At 61.1% G+C, this 17,361-nt stretch carries 16 protein-coding genes; 4 read left to right on the forward strand and 12 right to left on the reverse strand.

What is annotated here, in order from left to right; genetic code table 11:
* Nucleotides 1–109: 109 nt before the first annotated feature.
* From leuS to EQV97_RS20425, 4 genes are all read left to right on the forward strand, one after another.
* Entirely contained in the window at nucleotides 110–2,716 is a 2,607-nt protein-coding gene (gene leuS, locus EQV97_RS20410; protein WP_122838936.1) for a leucine--tRNA ligase, read from the forward strand.
* Nucleotides 2,717–2,803: 87 nt separating this feature from the next.
* A complete protein-coding gene (gene lptE, locus EQV97_RS20415) occupies nucleotides 2,804–3,409 on the forward strand; it encodes an LPS assembly lipoprotein LptE (protein ID WP_122838935.1) in 606 nt (201 codons plus the stop codon).
* Nucleotides 3,410–3,448: 39 nt separating this feature from the next.
* Complete coding sequence (gene holA / locus EQV97_RS20420) at nucleotides 3,449–4,486, forward strand: DNA polymerase III subunit delta (RefSeq protein WP_122838934.1); 1,038 nt, start codon at nucleotides 3,449–3,451, stop codon at nucleotides 4,484–4,486.
* 124 nt (nucleotides 4,487–4,610) lie between these two features.
* The gene (locus EQV97_RS20425; protein ID WP_122838933.1) at nucleotides 4,611–5,933 is read left to right on the forward strand and encodes a lytic murein transglycosylase; all 1,323 of its coding nucleotides are present in this window, start codon (nucleotides 4,611–4,613) and stop codon (nucleotides 5,931–5,933) included.
* Between the two features lie 115 nt (nucleotides 5,934–6,048).
* Here the strand turns inward: EQV97_RS20425 and EQV97_RS20430 are convergent, their stop codons facing one another.
* The 12 genes from EQV97_RS20430 to nadD form a co-directional block, all read right to left on the reverse strand.
* Complete coding sequence (locus tag EQV97_RS20430) at nucleotides 6,049–6,999, reverse strand: LD-carboxypeptidase (protein ID WP_225569637.1); 951 nt, start codon at nucleotides 6,997–6,999, stop codon at nucleotides 6,049–6,051.
* A 172-nt stretch (nucleotides 7,000–7,171) separates the two neighbouring features.
* Entirely contained in the window at nucleotides 7,172–8,170 is a 999-nt protein-coding gene (gene lipA, locus EQV97_RS20435; RefSeq protein ID WP_162130606.1) for a lipoyl synthase, read from the reverse strand.
* 25 nt (nucleotides 8,171–8,195) lie between these two features.
* On the reverse strand, nucleotides 8,196–8,843 hold the full coding sequence (gene lipB, locus EQV97_RS20440) for a lipoyl(octanoyl) transferase LipB (RefSeq protein WP_010467370.1): 648 nt from the start codon (nucleotides 8,841–8,843) through the stop codon (nucleotides 8,196–8,198).
* A complete protein-coding gene (locus tag EQV97_RS20445; protein ID WP_045062090.1) occupies nucleotides 8,843–9,118 on the reverse strand; it encodes a DUF493 domain-containing protein in 276 nt (91 codons plus the stop codon). The genes lipB and EQV97_RS20445 overlap by 1 nt, the downstream gene beginning before the upstream one ends.
* Before the next feature lie 86 nt (nucleotides 9,119–9,204).
* Nucleotides 9,205–10,362 (reverse strand): D-alanyl-D-alanine carboxypeptidase family protein, encoded by a 1,158-nt coding sequence (locus EQV97_RS20450; RefSeq protein ID WP_240889655.1) that lies wholly within the window; start codon nucleotides 10,360–10,362, stop codon nucleotides 9,205–9,207.
* Nucleotides 10,363–10,542: 180 nt separating this feature from the next.
* Nucleotides 10,543–11,556, reverse strand: a complete 1,014-nt coding sequence (locus EQV97_RS20455) for a septal ring lytic transglycosylase RlpA family protein (RefSeq protein ID WP_045062092.1) — start codon at nucleotides 11,554–11,556, stop codon at nucleotides 10,543–10,545.
* A complete protein-coding gene (gene mltB / locus EQV97_RS20460) occupies nucleotides 11,556–12,566 on the reverse strand; it encodes a lytic murein transglycosylase B (RefSeq protein WP_122838931.1) in 1,011 nt (336 codons plus the stop codon). The genes EQV97_RS20455 and mltB overlap by 1 nt, the downstream gene beginning before the upstream one ends.
* A gap of 17 nt (nucleotides 12,567–12,583) precedes the next feature.
* Complete coding sequence (rodA, locus tag EQV97_RS20465; RefSeq protein ID WP_163019402.1) at nucleotides 12,584–13,687, reverse strand: rod shape-determining protein RodA; 1,104 nt, start codon at nucleotides 13,685–13,687, stop codon at nucleotides 12,584–12,586.
* A gap of 31 nt (nucleotides 13,688–13,718) precedes the next feature.
* Entirely contained in the window at nucleotides 13,719–15,614 is a 1,896-nt protein-coding gene (mrdA, locus tag EQV97_RS20470; protein ID WP_240889656.1) for a penicillin-binding protein 2, read from the reverse strand.
* Nucleotides 15,615–15,624: 10 nt separating this feature from the next.
* Nucleotides 15,625–16,092 (reverse strand): 23S rRNA (pseudouridine(1915)-N(3))-methyltransferase RlmH, encoded by a 468-nt coding sequence (gene rlmH / locus EQV97_RS20475; protein WP_003185785.1) that lies wholly within the window; start codon nucleotides 16,090–16,092, stop codon nucleotides 15,625–15,627.
* Nucleotides 16,093–16,104: 12 nt separating this feature from the next.
* Nucleotides 16,105–16,599: a ribosome silencing factor gene (rsfS, locus tag EQV97_RS20480; protein ID WP_045062095.1), complete on the reverse strand. Its 495-nt coding sequence runs from the start codon at nucleotides 16,597–16,599 to the stop codon at nucleotides 16,105–16,107.
* 72 nt (nucleotides 16,600–16,671) lie between these two features.
* A complete protein-coding gene (nadD, locus tag EQV97_RS20485; RefSeq protein WP_163019394.1) occupies nucleotides 16,672–17,361 on the reverse strand; it encodes a nicotinate-nucleotide adenylyltransferase in 690 nt (229 codons plus the stop codon).

Raw genomic sequence — 17,361 nt, forward strand, 5'->3', positions numbered from 1 at the left:
TAACTCCACTTCCAGCTCGCCTGGACAGCGAAACGTCGAATTGGCGCGTTCACCGTCCAGCATTGCAACGAAGAGGATTAGGCCACCCCTATTCAGTTCAAAAGTAGCCATGCACGAACAATATCAGCCCCGTGAAATTGAAGCCGCCGCCCAGTCATTCTGGGACGAGCAAAAGTCCTTTGAAGTCAGTGAACAGCCAGGCAAGGAGACTTTCTACTGCCTGTCGATGTTCCCTTACCCTAGCGGCAAGCTACACATGGGGCACGTGCGCAACTACACCATCGGCGACGTGATCTCCCGCTACCAGCGCATGCAAGGCAAGAACGTCCTGCAACCCATGGGATGGGACGCCTTCGGCATGCCGGCGGAAAACGCCGCGATGAAGAACAACGTGGCTCCCGCCAAGTGGACCTACGAAAACATCGCCTACATGAAGAACCAGTTGCGCAGCCTGGGCCTGGCGGTGGACTGGTCGCGTGAAGTGACCACCTGCAAGCCCGATTACTACCGCTGGGAACAATGGCTGTTCACCCGCCTGTTCGAAAAAGGCGTGATCTACAAGAAAAGCGGCACCGTGAACTGGGACCCGGTCGACCAGACCGTCCTGGCCAACGAACAGGTGATCGACGGTCGCGGCTGGCGTTCCGGCGCGCTGATCGAAAAGCGCGAAATTCCGATGTATTACTTCAAGATCACCGCCTACGCGGATGAACTGCTCGAGAGCCTCGACGAGCTGACTGGCTGGCCTGAACAGGTCAAGACCATGCAGCGCAACTGGATCGGCAAATCCCGCGGCATGGAAGTGCAGTTCCCCTACAACGTCGACTCCATCGGCGAAACCGGCGCGTTGAAAGTCTTCACCACCCGTCCGGACACCCTGATGGGCGCCACCTACGTGGCCGTGGCCGCCGAACACCCGTTGGCGACCCTGGCGGCACAGAACAACCCTGAGCTGCAGGCGTTCATCGCCGAATGCAAAGGCGGCAGCGTGGCTGAAGCCGACGTCGCCACCCAGGAGAAAAAAGGCCTGCCGACCTCGTTGTTCGTCGAGCACCCGCTGACCGGTGAGAAACTTCCGGTATGGGTCGCCAACTACGTGCTGATGCACTACGGCGACGGTGCGGTCATGGCTGTTCCGGCCCACGACGAACGTGATTTCGAGTTCGCAACCAAGTACAACCTGCCTATCAAGTCCGTGGTGCGCACCAGTTCCGGCGACACCAACCCGGCGCCATGGCAGGACGCCTACGGCGAGCACGGCACGCTGATCAACTCCGGCGAGTTCGACGGCCTGGACTTCCCGGGCGCGTTTGACGCCATCGAAGTCGCGCTGATCAAGAAAAACCTTGGCGCCTCGCGCACCCAGTTCCGCCTGCGCGACTGGGGCATCAGCCGTCAGCGCTACTGGGGCTGCCCGATCCCGATCATCCACTGCCAGTCTTGTGGTGACGTGCCGGTTCCGGAAGATCAACTGCCTGTCGTATTGCCCGAAGACGTGGTCCCGGATGGTGCAGGTTCACCTCTGGCGCGCATGCCCGAGTTCTACGAGTGCAACTGCCCGAAATGCGGCCAGCCGGCCAAGCGTGAAACCGACACCATGGACACCTTCGTCGAGTCCTCGTGGTACTACGCCCGTTACGCCTCACCGCACTATGAAGGCGGCCTGGTGGAGAAATCCGCCGCTGACCACTGGTTGCCGGTGGATCAGTACATCGGCGGCATCGAGCACGCCATCCTTCACCTGCTGTACGCGCGCTTCTTCCACAAGTTGATGCGTGATGAAGGCCTGGTGAGCTCCAACGAACCGTTCAAGAACCTGCTGACCCAGGGCATGGTGATCGCCGAGACTTACTATCGTCGCGAAGCCAATGGTGCCTACACCTGGTTCAACCCGGCGGACGTCGAACTCGAGCGCGACAGCAAGGCCAAGGTGGTCAGCGCCAAGCTGATCGCCGATGGCCTGCCGGTGGAAATCGGTGGCACCGAGAAGATGGCCAAGTCGAAGAACAACGGCGTCGACCCACAGTCGATGATCGACCAGTTCGGCGCAGACACCTGCCGTCTGTTCATGATGTTCGCTTCGCCACCCGACATGAGCGCGGAATGGTCCGACTCTGGCGTGGAAGGCTCGCATCGCTTCCTCAAGCGCGTCTGGCGCCTGGCTCAAGGCCATGTCATTCAAGGCTTGCCGGGGAAACTGGACGTCGCCGGCCTGAACGACGAGCAGAAGGCCATTCGCCGCTCGATCCACCTGGCTATCAAGCAGGCCAGCCACGACGTCGGCCAGAACCACAAATTCAACACCGCCATCGCCCAGGTGATGACGCTGATGAACGTGTTGGAAAAAGCACCGCAAGTGACCGAACAGGATCGCGCGCTGGTGCAGGAAGGCCTGGAGGCCGTGACCCTGCTGCTGGCTCCGATCACTCCGCACATCTGCCACGAGCTGTGGAATCAGCTCGGCCACCCGGATGCGGTGATCGACGCCGGCTGGCCGGTGCTGGACGAAACCGCGCTGGTGCAGGACAGCCTGACGCTGGTTATCCAGGTCAACGGCAAATTGCGTGGGCAGATCGAAATGCCGGCCAGCGCGACTCGCGAAGAAGTCGAAGCCGCTGCCCGCACCAACGAGAACGTGCTGCGCTTCGTTGACGGCCTGACTATTCGTAAAGTGATCGTAGTGCCCGGGAAACTGGTCAATATCGTCGCCAGCTAATTGGACCAGGCGCCAGGTGAGCCTGGCGCCGAGTAAAACCTTTCGGGCCGCACAGTCGGCCCACCTGGTTTCAAGGGGAACAACAAGATGATCAAACGCAATTTGCTGGTGATGGGCCTTGCGGTCCTGTTGAGCGCCTGCGGTTTCCAGCTGCGTGGTACTGGTACGACCGAGCTGGCGATCAAGGAACTCGACTTGAGCGCACGTAATGCCTACGGCCCTACCGTGACCCAGATGCGCCAGGTGCTCGAAAGCAGCGGCGTCAAGGTTATCGCCGGCGCGCCGTACAAGCTGATCCTGACCAACGAGCAGGAGAGCCAGCGCATTCTCAGCTATGCAGGTGCCGGCCGTACTGGCGAGTACCAGCTGACGACCGTGCTTGAGTACGATATCCGTGGCCAGCGTGATCGCGAGCTGCTGAGCGACAAAATCGAAGTGCAGAAGGTGTTCATCCACGACGGCAACAACCTGGTGGGCTCCGAACTGGAAGCCGATGATGCACGCAAGGAAATCCGTCGCGACCTGGTCCAGCGCATGATGTTGCGTCTGCAACAACTCACCCCGGCACAGCTGGATCAGATGCAGCAGACTGCTGACGCCAAGGCCCAGGCTGAGGCCGCCGCCATGGAAGCGGCGCAGAAAGCCGAGGCGGAGACGCCACGTCAGTCGCCCGTTGAACTGCCGCAGCAGTAAGACCTGCGGGGCGCCCAGGCGCCCCGCTCGCCCTTTGCCATGAAACTCGCCCCCGCCCAACTCGCCAAACACCTGCAAGGCAACCTCGCGCCGGTCTACATCATCAGCGGCGACGACCCGCTGCTGTGCCAGGAAGCCGCCGACGCCATCCGCGCTGCGGCTCGCCAACAAGGGTTTGACGAGCGCCAGGTATTCGCCGCCGACGCCAGTTTCGACTGGGGCACCTTGCTGCAAGCGGGTGCCAGCATGTCGTTATTCGCTGAAAAACGCTTGCTGGAACTGCGCCTGCCGTCGGGCAAACCCGGCGACAAGGGTGCTGCCGCTTTCATCGAATATTGCTCGCGACCTGCCGAAGACACGGTATTGCTGATCAGCCTGCCCAAGCTGGACGGCAGCGCGCAGAAAACCAAGTGGGGCAAGGCGTTGGTCGAAGGCCAGCACACCCAGTTCGTGCAGATCTGGCCGGTGGATGCCAACCAGCTGCCCAGCTGGATCCGCCAGCGTCTGTCGCAGGCCGGGCTCTCCGCCAGCCAGGACGCGGTCGAACTGATTGCCGCACGGGTCGAAGGCAACCTGCTGGCTGCCGCCCAGGAAATCGAAAAGCTCAAGCTGATGGCTGAAGGTGGGCAGATCACGGTGGAAACCGTGCAAGCGGCGGTGGCCGACAGCGCGCGTTTCGACGTTTTTGGCCTGACCGATGCGATTCTCAACGGCGAAGCGGCCCACGCACTGCGAATGCTTGAAGGCCTGCGCGGTGAAGGCGTCGAGCCACCGGTCATTCTCTGGGCTCTGGCGCGGGAGCTGCGTTTGCTGGCCAACCTGTCGCTGCAATACAGCCAGGGCGTACCGCTGGACAAGGCATTCAGCTCGGCCCGACCACCGGTCTGGGACAAGCGCAAACCGCTGATGAGCAAGGCCCTGCAACGCTACTCGGCGCAACGCTGGGCGCAGTTGTTGCTGGAAGCGCAGCGTATTGATGCGCAGATCAAAGGTCAGGCAGCGGGTTCGCCATGGATGAGCCTGAGCCGCCTGTCGTTGTTAATGGCTGGCCAGCGATTGATGTTGCCGGCTGAATAAGATCAACAGGTCGCAGCCTTCGGCAGCGCCTACAGTGGCTGCTTACTTTCTGGCGCCCTGAAAGGCAACCAACCGCTCAACATGTTAAGGTCTGCACCTGACTCGTTTTTCCCTGGACCTGTGCATGCCCCTTAGTCTTTCCCGTCGTTGGCCCCTGCGCCAACTGCTAGCTGCCTCCAGCCTCGTTATGCTTGTCGCTTGCGCGGAAAAACCCACCGCCGCCGACGCTCAACCGCTCCAGACCCTCCCAGTCGCAACAGCCCCTGCGGTCATACCGCCGGTGGTCCCGACCGGTGAAAATCTTGATCTCCAGCCCACGCAGACGTTTGCCGACTGGCAGGCAGGTTTCCGCAAGGAAGCACTCGCCGCCGGGATCCGTGCCGATCTGTTCGATCGCGCGTTCGCCAATGTCAGCCTGGACCCCAGCGTCATTCGCGCCGACCGCAGCCAGCCGGAGTTTTCCCGCCCGGTGTGGGAATACCTTGATGGCGCGCTTTCGCCCCTGCGGGTGCGCAAGGGCCAGGCGCTGGTCAACCAGTACGCCGACATCCTGCAAAGCATCGAGCAGCGCTATGGAGTTGACCGGCAGGTACTGGTGTCGGTCTGGGGCATGGAGAGCAACTTTGGGCAGTTCCAGGGCAGTAAATCGGTCATCAACTCCCTGGCAACCCTGGCCTACGAAGGCCGCCGTCCGGGCTTCGCCCAGGCGCAGTTGATCGCCGCGCTGCAAATCCTGCAACAGGGTGATATCGAACCCGAGAAAATGCTCGGCTCCTGGGCCGGGGCCATGGGCCAGACCCAGTTCATCCCGACGACCTACAACACCCACGCCGTGGACTTCGATGGCGACGGGCGCCGTGACATCTGGGGCAGTTCCGCCGACGCGTTGGCCTCCACCGCGCACTACCTGCAAAGCTCGGGATGGCAGAAAGGCCAGCCCTGGGGCTTTGAAGTGCAGCTGCCGAACGGTTTTAACTACGTCCTGGCAGACGGTACGCTGCGCAAGAGTGTCGCCGAATGGCGGCAGCTGGGCGTAACACTGCCCGGTGGTGCCCAGGTTCCAGCAGGGTCAGAGCAGCTGTCTGCCGCCCTGCTGCTGCCGGCAGGCTACCGGGGCCCGGCCTTTCTGGTGCTGGATAACTTCCGCGCGATTCTCAAGTACAACAACTCGTCGTCCTACGCCCTGGCCGTCAGCCTGCTGTCGGAACGGTTCAGCGGTGGCGGCCTGATCAGTGGTACCTGGCCCAAAGATGACATGCCGCTCAGTCGTACCGAGCGCATTGAATTGCAAAGCCTGCTGAGCGCACAGAACTACGACGCCGGTACCGCCGACGGGATCATAGGCGCCAACACGCGCAAGGCGATACGCAGTGCCCAACAGTCGTTTGGCTGGCCGGCGGATGGGTATCCGACGCACAAGTTGCTGGAAGGCCTGCGTAACCGCTAAAAGCATCGCGGGCAAGCCGCTCCCACAGGATCCAGGGCGTACGCAACATCGCATTCAACCTGGAACTTGTGGGAGCGGGCTTGCCCGCGATGACTGACTATCAGTCCGTGATGATCTAAGACTTGATTACGACATCCTGCTCCAACACCAACGCCTTGCCCCCCGCATCGAGCTTCACCAACGCCCCCATCGGCAGCGTCAGGTTCGGATCACAATGCCCGCTGCGCCAACCGGCCAGTACCGGGATGCGTAAAGGCTCGAAAGTCTGCTTGAGCAGCCGCTCAAGCGCAGCCGTCTCCACCCCCGCCACATCGCCTACCAATACCCCGCGCAGCTGGCCCAGCGTGCCCGCCAGGCGCAGGTGGGTCAGCAGGCGGTCAATACGGTACAGCGGCTCGTTGATGTCCTCGATAAACAGGATGACGCCCTCGGCATCGAGCGCATAGGGCGTGCCCATGACGGCCGCGATCATCGACAGGTTACCGCCGAGCAAGCGCCCGTGGGCAATACCTGGCTCGATCGTGATCAAGGGGTAGGCCACCGGGTGAGTCAGTACACTCCCCGCCTTCACCTGCCCTCTGAGCATGTTGAAAAACGAGGACTCGGTCGGCCGCTTCCGGTCACCCAGCAGGTCGGCATTGAGCAGCGGCCCGTGAAAGGTCACAAACCCCGCATATCGACTGATCGCCAGATGCAGCGCGGTGATGTCGCTATAGCCAATGAATGGCTTGGCATTGTTGCGCAACAGGTCGAAATCAATGCGATCGAGCAAGCGCGGGGTGCCGTAACCGCCACGCAAGCAAATGATCGCATCGACTTGCGGATCGGCAAACGCGGCGTGCAAATCTGCCAGCCGCCTTTCGTCGCTGCCGGCAAGGTAACCCTCCTTCTCGTAGACCCCGGGAAAAATCCGCAGCGCATACCCGCGAGCACGCATCCAGGCGGTGGCTTTGTCGGTGTCCAGAGGCGCAGGGCCGGCGGGAGCGATGACGCCGATCAGGCCCTCGGCAGGCAGCGCCGGCACAGGAACGTGCGGGCTGAGAACGTGGGTTGGTTTAACGGTCATCCATGAATCTCCCGGTGTGAAGGCGTCTTGCACCACAGTAGTCAGGAACGGGCACAAACAGAAGAGGGACAGCGCCCTCCAACTGCAGGACAAAATCGCGGTGTGCCTCAGGCCAGGCAAAAAACAGCCCGCAAGCCGGACAGGCCTTGCGGGCTGTTTTACCAGCAGTTGATCAGGACGACATCAGCTCGGCCTTGACCAGCTTGGCCTGCTCGTCAGCGTGATACGAAGAGCGAACCAGCGGGCCGGATGCGACGTTCTTGAAGCCCATCTTGTAACCTTCCTCGGCGAACCAGGCGAAGGTGTCCGGGTGCACGAAGCGCTGGACTGGCAAGTGGCTGCGCGAAGGTTGCAGGTACTGGCCCAGGGTCAGCATGTCGATGTCATGTTCGCGCATGCGCTTCATCACTTCGATGACTTCTTCATCGGTTTCACCCAGCCCCAGCATCAGGCCGGACTTGGTCGGAATGTGCGGCATCATCTGCTTGAAGCGTTGCAGCAGGGTCAGCGACCACTGGTAGTCCGAGCCCGGACGCGCAGCCTTGTAAAGGCGAGGCACGGTTTCCAGGTTGTGGTTGAACACATCAGGCGGCTCGGCCGCAGTGATTTCCAGGGCCACGTCCATGCGTCCACGGTAATCCGGGACCAGGGTTTCGAGCTGCACATTTGGCGACAGCTTGCGAATTTCGCGGATGCAGTCGGCGAAGTGCTGGGCACCGCCGTCACGCAGGTCATCGCGGTCAACGGAGGTGATCACCACGTACTTGAGTTTCAGATCAGCGATGGCGATGGCCAGGCTTTGCGGCTCATTGACGTCCAGTGGCTTCGGACGACCGTGGCCCACGTCGCAGAACGGGCAACGACGGGTGCAGATGTCACCCATGATCATGAAGGTCGCCGTGCCGCCGGAGAAGCACTCGCCCAGGTTCGGGCAGGATGCCTCTTCGCACACGCTGTGCAGCTTGTGTTTACGCAGCAGCGCCTTGATGCGGTCGACTTCCGGGGAAACCGGGATGCGCACACGGATCCAGTCCGGCTTTTTTGGCAGTTCGGTGGTCGGAATGATCTTTACCGGGATGCGTGCAACCTTCTCGGCGCCGCGCAGCTTGACGCCGGCTTCAACCTTGGCACGCGGGGCCGGACGCTCGGTAACATCCAGCGTCGGGATCATGGTTTGCACTGCATCAGTAGTCATATCAGTCGATTCCGCCCGTTAGGGTCGTCTGCTCAGCATAGTCGAGGTGTTTGACGAGCTGCGCGCGCAGCCGGGCACTTACCTCGGCAAATTCAATCGATCCTGCGTGATCGCTCAGCTGGGTCATCGCCAGCCCGGCGTAGCCGCAGGGATTAATCCGTCGAAACGGTTCCAGGTTCATGTCCACGTTCAGGGCCAGGCCATGAAAGGAACAGCCATGGCGAATGCGCAAACCCAGGGAGGCAATTTTTGCCCCGTTTACATACACACCCGGTGCATCCGGCTTGGCGGCAGCGGTAACGCCGTAGCTCGCCAGCAGCTCGATCAGGCAATGCTCCATGCGGGTGACCAGGTCACGCACACCAAAACCGAGTTTGCGTACATCGAGCAACAGGTAGGCGACCAACTGGCCGGGGCCGTGATAAGTCACCTGGCCACCACGGTCGACCTGCACCACCGGGATATCACCCGGCAACAGCAGATGTTCAGCCTTGCCGGCCTGGCCCTGGGTGAACACCGGTGGGTGCTCGACCAGCCAGATCTCGTCCGCGGCATTGCTGCCACGTTCGTTGGTAAAGCGTTGCATGGCATGCCAGACCGGCTCGTAAGCCATCTGGCCAAGCTCGCGAAAGCCCAGCGTGCCAGACATCACAGCACCATGTGCACAAAACCGGTAGCGCGCAATTCGCTGTTGATGTCGTACAGCTGCTCTTGACCGGTAGCGATGATGTGCAACTGGATGGTCGTGTACTTGCCGTTGGTGCTCTGGCGTTCGGCGAACGTCTTGAGGTCAACAGTGGCGTGCTTCTCAAGGATCGCGATGATCCTGTCCTTGAAACCTACGCCGGTATCGCCGATCACCTTGATAGGATAATCCGCGCAGGGGAATTCGATCTTTGGCGCCTTTACTTCGGTATCGGTCATGGCGTAACGGCCTCGTGAGCGTAAGCCGTGGTAACGAACATGGCCCCGCACCGGATTGGAAGGGGGCCATGCAGGTCCACACTAAATCAGTTGAACAAGCCGTAGAAGAATAGACGGATGCTATCCCACATGCGACGGAAGATACCACCCTCGTCGACCGCGTCCAGTGCGATCAGGTCTGCGCTGTGCACAACCTTGTCGTCCAGTTTCACTTCGGCTTTACCGATCACGTCGCCTTTGGCGATTGGCGCAATCAGTTGCGGGTTCATGGTCATGCTGGCGGCGAGCTTCTTCAGCTGACCTTTTGGCAGGGTCATGGTCAGGTCTTGAGCCAGGCCGGCCTTGACCTGGTTGGTGGTGCCTTTCCAGACTGGAGCCTGGGCCAGCTCGGCGCCTTTCTGATAGAAGGTCTGGGTTTCGAAGAAGCGGAAACCGTAAGTCAGCAGCTTCTGGGTCTCAGAGGCGCGAGCCACTTCGCTGTTGGTGCCGAAGACCACGGCGATCAGGCGCATGCCGTCACGTACAGCCGAAGACACCATGCAGTAGCCGGCTTCGTCGGTGTGACCGGTTTTCAGGCCGTCCACGGTCTTGTCGCGCCACAGCAGCAGGTTGCGGTTAGGTTGCTTGATGCCGTTCCAGAAGAACTCTTTCTGCGAGTAGATCGCATAGTGGGCAGGGTCTTCGTGGATGATTGCGCGAGCCAGCACGGCCATGTCGTGAGCCGACGAGTAGTGCTCCGGGTTCGGCAGGCCAGTCGGATTCATGAAGTGGCTGTTGGTCATGCCAAGGTCGGCCACGGTTTTGTTCATCATGTCGGCGAAGGCATCTTCGCTGCCGGCGATGTGCTCGGAGAGCGCAACACTGGCGTCGTTACCCGACTGGATGATGATGCCGTGCAGCAGGTCACTGACCGTTACCTGGGAGCCGACCTTGATGAACATCCGCGAACCGCCGGTGCGCCAGGCGTTTTCGCTGACGGTCACCGGATCGTTTTCGCCGATCTGGCCACGACGAATTTCCAGGGTCGCGATGTACGCGGTCATCAGCTTGGTCAGGCTGGCCGGAGGCAGACGCTGGTCACCGTTGTTCTCGACCAGCACGTTGCCGCTGCTGGCGTCCATGAGTACATAGGATTTAGCCGCCAGTTGAGGTGGCGACGGCATCATCTCGACCGCGAAAGCGGCAGGCGAGATGAGCAGCGGGACTAGCAGGCAAAGGCGTTTGGCAAAGGTGGTGATGTTCATCCGTCTCTCGAAATCGCTAATGGGAACTGCCCAAAGGCAAAACTAATCAGACAGCACTCTAACGAGCTGTCGCGTGTTCAGTTGTTCACTCATAACCCTTGCCGGGCTTTTGTTCTTCATCGAGCCAACAACCAGGCTCACCCCCAAATCGCAAGCGAGCCTTCAATCAAGTACTACGTATTACTCGGCGGTGACCAGGCTCGGCGAACCGAGATTGGCCAGTCGCACGCTGTTCTGCACCTGCTGGATTTCACCCGGCGAGCCCATTGGCCCCAGGCGCACCCGGTGCAGGGTTTGCTGATTGCGCACTATCGAACTGATGAACACCGGAGCGCTCACCATTCCGCTCAGCTTCGATCTCAGGAGCTCTGCAGCGTCCGGGTTGGCGAACGCGCCCACCTGCAGATACTGGCCAGAGGCTGGTGCAGAAGCGTTTTTTTTTGCATCGATCTGCACTGGCACTACGGCCGCCGCGTGCTGCTGTGGCGGCGGAGTCCATTGCTCCACCGTACCGGCCGAAGCCGTGATGACCGGTGCCTTGTTCTGGGCGATCTGCGGTTCATTGAGCATCAACGGCGCCGGACGCCCCTTGGCGGCCCACCATTGTTGCGGGTCGATACCCTCGACCTTGACGCGCGCGGTCCCGGTTTCGGCGTAGCCGAGCTTCTTGGCGGCGGCATAGGACAGGTCGATGATCCGGTCGGAGTAGAACGGCCCACGATCGTTGACTCGCAGCACCACTGATTTGTTGTTGTCCAGGTTGGTCACCCGAACGTAACTTGGCAGTGGCAAGGTCTTGTGGGCAGCACTCATGCCGTACAAGTCATAGACTTCGCCGTTGGCGGTGTTCTGGCCATGGAACTTGGTGCCATACCAGGACGCCGTGCCCGATGCCACGTAGCTCTTCGATTCCTGAATCGGGAAGTAGGTCTTGCCCAGTACGGTGTAGGGGTTGGCTTTGTAAGGACCGGTATGCAGGGTTGGCGTGGCATCCGGAATGCGCGATACGTCGACATCCCACCACGGCGCGCCGTCTTTGTGAGCGCGGTTGATGTCCAGGCCCGGCATGGTGCGCACGGCCGTGGTCGCAGGTTTTTGCGTAGGAGAGCGGCTGGTCGAACAACTGGCGACCAGCACCGCCAAGGCACCGAATGCCATCAGCTTCAGGGGTTTATTCATAGGCAATGCCCGCATTACTTGACGCCCCGTGCTTGGACCAGCTGTTCAGACAGTTGATGTACGGCCATGGCATACATCACGCTGCGGTTATAACGCGTGATCGCGTAAAAATTCTTCAGGCCCATCCAGTATTCAGGACCTTGGTCACCTTCCAGGCGGAAAGCTGTGACCGGCATATCATCGCGCAGCGCATCATGACTCGACCACCCCAACGCTCGCAACTCCCCGACGGTTTTAGTCGGCTCGATGCCCGTGGTCAAACCCTCGTCCACCTGGTCGCCACGCGCATCGGCGCGACTGACCACGGGTTCTCCGGCCACCCAGCCGTGACGCTTGAAATAACTGGCGACACTGCCGATTGCATCGTCCGGGTTGGTCCAGATATTAATGTGGCCATCACCGTCGAAATCCACTGCATAGGCGCGAAAACTGCTGGGCATGAACTGCGGCAGGCCCATGGCCCCGGCGTATGAACCCTTGAGGGTCAATGGATCGACCTGTTCTTCCCGGGCCAGCAGCAGAAACTCGCGCAATTCCTTGCGGAAAAATTCGGCACGGGGAGGATAGTCGAAACCGAGGGTGGACAAGGCGTCGATCACCCGGAAATTACCGGTATTACGGCCGAAAAAGGTCTCAACGCCGATAATCGACACAATCACCTGGGCCGGCACCCCGTATTCCTGTTCGGCACGCGCCAATACGGCTTCGTGCTGGCGCCAGAAGTCCACACCGCGGGCAATGCGCGCGTCGGTGATGAACATCGGGCGATACTCATTCCACTGCTTGACCCGCTCGGCAGGTTTCGAGATCGCGTCCAGAATCGACTGCTTGCGCTCGGCTTCGCGGAACACGCCCATCAGCTGCTCACCGGCGAAACCGTAGTCGCGGGTCATTTCACCGACGAATTCGGCCACCTGCGCAGTGCCTTCGTAATCGCCGGCCAGCGCTTGCTGCGCTGTGCCAAGGATGCCTACCAGGCCGACCCACGGCGCGTATCGAGTCGCCCAGCCACGCATTTCTTGCATTGACATCTTCACCTTATTCAAACTTGCGCGATCCACTTACGATGGGTATGGATCGACATCAAAACCCCAAACGCTGACAGCAGTGTCACCAGCGAAGTTCCTCCGTAGCTAATGAACGGCAACGGCACCCCCACAACCGGCAACAGGCCACTGACCATACCGATGTTGACGAAAACGTAAACAAAAAACGTCATGGTCAGGGCACCGGCGAGCAATTTTCCGAACAATGTCTGGGCCTGGGCGGTAATGACCAGGCCACGGCCGATCAGCAACAGGTAGATCAGCAGCAGCGCACAGATGCCCACCAGGCCAAACTCTTCGCCCAACACCGCAATAATGAAGTCGGTGTGGCTTTCCGGCAGGAAGTCCAGGTGCGACTGGGTACCCAACAGCCAGCCCTTGCCGAACACCCCGCCGGAACCAATGGCGGCTTTGGATTGAATGATGTTCCAGCCGGTGCCCAGTGGATCGCTCTCAGGGTCGAGGAAGGTCAGCACGCGCTGTTTCTGGTAATCGTGCATCACGAAGTACCACATGGCGACGGATACCGGCACCGCGGCCGCAAGCACGCTGAGGATCCAGCGCCAGCGCAGGCCACCCATGAACAATACAAAGGCGCCCCCCGCCAGAATCAGCAGCGAAGTGCCGAGGTCGGGCTGGCGCACGATCAGGATGAACGGCAAACCGATCAGGAACAGGCTTACCCCCACGTGCTTGAGCTGCGGCGGCAAGGTGCGCTTGGACAGGTACCAGGCGATGGTCGCCGGCATCAGGATCTTCATGAACTCCGAAGGCTGGAAGCGGATGACCCCCGGAATGTTGATCCAGCGCGTGGCACCCATGGCGTTGTGGCCCATGATGTCAACCACCACCAGCAACAGCACGCCCAGCACGTAACCCACCGGCACCCAACGGGCCATGAAGCGCGGCTCGAACTGGGCGATGACGACCATCGACACCAGGCCGATGCCGAACGAGGTGGCCTGCTTGGCCAGCAGATCCCAGCTCTTGCCGCTGGCCGAATACAGCACGAACAGGCTGCCGGCCGCGAGGGTCAACAGCAGGATCAGCAACGGACCGTCGATATGCATGCGTTGCAGCAGCGTCGCACGGCGACGCATCACATCTTCACTGGAGAGGATGCGATCGAAATTACTCTTCACGGGCCGTAGCCTCCGCACTGGTAGGGCTGGCGTACTCGGCTTTCAGCCGACCGTCCTGGCCAAGGAGCCAGGCATCCATGATCTGACGGACCACTGGTGCCGCTACGCCGGAACCGGACTCGCCGTTCTCGACCATTACCGACACGACGATTTTCGGGTTCTCGGCCGGCGCGAAGCCGACGAACAGGGCGTGGTCGCGGTGACGTTCCTGAACCTTGGAGCGGTCGTACTTCTCGCCCTGCTTGATCGCGACCACCTGGGCCGTACCACTTTTGCCGGCGATGCGGTATTGCGCACCGATGGCTGCCTTGCGCGCGGTGCCCCGGGCACCGTGCATCACCTGCTGCATGCCGTGGTTGACCTTGGCCCAGTCCGACGGATCGCGCAGGATGATATCCGGCATCGGGTTTTCGTCCTTGGGTCTCTCGCCTTCGACCGTCTTGGCCAGGTGCGGACGATTCCAGACGCCCTTGTTCGCCACCAGTGCCGTGGCCTGCGCCAGTTGCAGCGGTGTCGACTGCATGTACCCCTGGCCGATTCCCAGGATCAATGTCTCGCCAGGGAACCACGCCTGACGTCGGGTGGCGCGCTTCCACTCCCGGGACGGCATCAGCCCCGGCGATTCTTCGAACATGTCCAGCGAGACCTTCTGGCCGATGCCGAACTTGCCCATATAGGCCGACAGCCGATCAATTCCCAGCTTATGGGCCAGATCGTAGAAATAGGTGTCGTTGGAGCGCATGATTGCCGTGTCCAGATCGACGAAGCCGTCACCGGAACGGTTCCAGTTGCGGTACTTGTGGTCGTAGTTCGGCAGCTGGTAGTAACCCGGATCGAACACACGGCTCGATGCGGTCACGACCCCTGAATCCAGGCCGGCAATGGCCACGGCAGGCTTGATGGTCGAGCCCGGCGGGTACAGGCCGCGCAACACGCGGTTGAACAGCGGCCGGTCAATGGAATCGCGCAACTCGGCATAGGCCTTGAAGCTGATGCCGGTGACGAACAGGTTAGGGTCGAAACTCGGCTGGCTGACCATCGCCAGCACTTCGCCGGTGGCCGGGTCCAATGCCACCACGGCGCCACGCCGCCCGCCAAGTGCCGCTTCGGCAGCTTCCTGCAATTTGATGTCCAGGCTCAGGACAATGTCCTTGCCGGGAATCGGATCGGTACGCTTGAGCACCCGCAGTACACGGCCTCGCGCGTTGGTTTCGACCTCTTCGTAACCCACCTGGCCGTGCAGTTCGGGTTCGTAGAATCGTTCGATACCGGTCTTGCCGATGTGATGGGTGCCGCTGTAATTGACCGGATCGAGGGATTTCAACTCTTTCTCGTTGATTCGCCCCATGTATCCCACCGAGTGCGCGAAGTGCGCGCCCTGCGGGTAGTGGCGCACCAGTTGCGCGACCACTTCCACCCCGGCCAGGCGGAACTGGTTGACCGCGATCCGGGCGATCTGTTCTTCCGAGAGTTCAAACAGGATCGGCACCGGCTCGAACGGCCGACGCCCCTGTTTCATGCGCTTTTCAAATATCACCCGATCGTCCGGCGTCAGCTCCAGGACTTCGACGATCACATCGAGCACCTGCTGCCAGTCGCCGGAACGCTCGCGGGTCATGCTCAGACTGAAACTGGGTCGGTTGTCGGCGACAACGACCCCATTGCGGTCGAAGATCAACCCGCGAGTCGGAGGGATCGGCTGCACATGCACCCGGTTGTTTTCCGACAGGGTCGAGTGATACTCGTACTGAATCACCTGCAGGAAATACAGCCGCGCAATCAGCACACAAATCAGCGTCACCACCGCAATTGCCCCGAACACGACGCGGCCACGCACCAGACGGGCGTCTTTTTCGTGGTCCTTGATGCGGATCGGCTGGGGCATGAGGGTAAAGCTACTTGTGGTAAGGGTGGCCGGACAGCACTGTCCAGGCACGGTACAGCTGTTCGCCGATCAGGATCCGCACCAGGGGGTGCGGCAGGGTCAACGGCGAGAGCGACCAGCGCTGATCTGCCCGGGCACAGACTTCCGGCGCCAGCCCTTCGGGGCCACCGACCATGAAGTTCACCGTGCGCGAGTCCAGCCGCCAGCGATCGAGTTCGACCGCCAACTGCTCTGTACTCCAGGGCTTGCCGTGGACTTCGAGAGTGACAATCCGCTCGTTCGGGCCGACTTTAGCCAGCATGGCTTCGCCTTCCTGTCGGATGAAGCGTGCCACGTCGGCGTTCTTGCCACGGGTATTGAGCGGTATTTCCACCAGTTCCAGCGCCAGCTCGGATGGAAGACGCTTGGCATATTCATGCCAGCCTTCTTCCACCCATTTGGGCATGCGTGAACCGACGGCGATCAGTCGCAGTCGCACAGCGGTCCCTTATTATTGCTGGTCTTTGTTGAGCTTGGTGAAGTGCTCATGGGTGTTCTCTGGGCTGTGGTGTGCAGCGCTGGCCGAACGGCTTTGCTCGGCACCGGCCCACAGGCGTTCCAGGTCATAGAACTGACGTGCCGAGGCAGTCATCATGTGTACGATGACGTCGTCCATGTCCAGCAATACCCAGTCGCTGTCGCCCTTGCCTTCTTCACCCAACGGCTTGACGCCCAGGGCTTTGACGGCTTCGCGGACCTTGTCCAGCATCGCGCCGATCTGGCGGTTCGAAGTACCGGTGGCGATGATCATGAAATCGGTGATGCTCTGCTTTTCACGAACGTCGATGACCTGGATGTCCTGGCCCTTCACGTCTTCCAGGGCTGCAACGGCAACCTTGACCAGCTCTTCACCGCGCAACTCCGGCCCGGTTGGCGCCTCTACTGGCAGAGGGGCGCTCTTGAATGTGCCTTTGCGCTTTACTTTAGCTACGTCTTTGTCAGTCATATAAAACTCGTTTTGCTCGTATGTTCGGGCGCTTCGCTACACGTGATCACGTGCCTTGAAGCTCGCCGTTTTTCAGTTCGACGCACGGTAGAGTCCGTGCGCATCGATGTAGGCCAGGACCGCGTCGGGCACCAGGAAACGTACCGACTTACCGCTGGCCAGCAGTTGACGGATCTGGGTGGCGGATACCGCGAGCGGCGTCTGCCAGACGAATGCAATCTGTCCGCTCGGCCCTTTCAGGGCCAGCGGGTCGCTCACCGAGCGCGCTGCCAGCAGGTTGCGCAAGGCATCCGGCGGTTCGCTGTCGGCATCCGGGCGTTGCAGCACCAGGATGTGGCAATGCTGGAGTAACTCTTCCCAGCGATGCCAAGTGGGCAGGCCGCAAAATGCGTCCCAGCCCAAAAGTAGAAAAACCTGGTCCTCAGCGGCCAGTTCGGCACGCATCAGCTCCAGGGTGTCGATAGTGTAGGACGGTTTGTCCCGCTGCAATTCGCGAGCGTCCACCACCAACGGTGCCACACCGGCCACCGCGCATTCGACCATTGCCAACCGGTCCTTCGCCGACACCTGCGGCGTACCGCGATGAGGCGGTCGGGCGCTGGGCGTCAGGCGCAATTCGTCCAGTGCCAGGGACTCGGCGACTTCCAGCCCACCGCGCAAGTGGCCGATGTGCACCGGATCGAACGTGCCGCCCAGTACGCCTATGCGTCTCGGGGCAGGCTCGTCGGGAGTGGCCGGCGCTGTCAGGTCGAGGTCGCCCAA

Source organism: Pseudomonas sp. TMW22090 (genome assembly GCF_022496665.1).
Classification (GTDB): Bacteria; Pseudomonadota; Gammaproteobacteria; order Pseudomonadales; family Pseudomonadaceae; genus Aquipseudomonas; species Aquipseudomonas gregormendelii.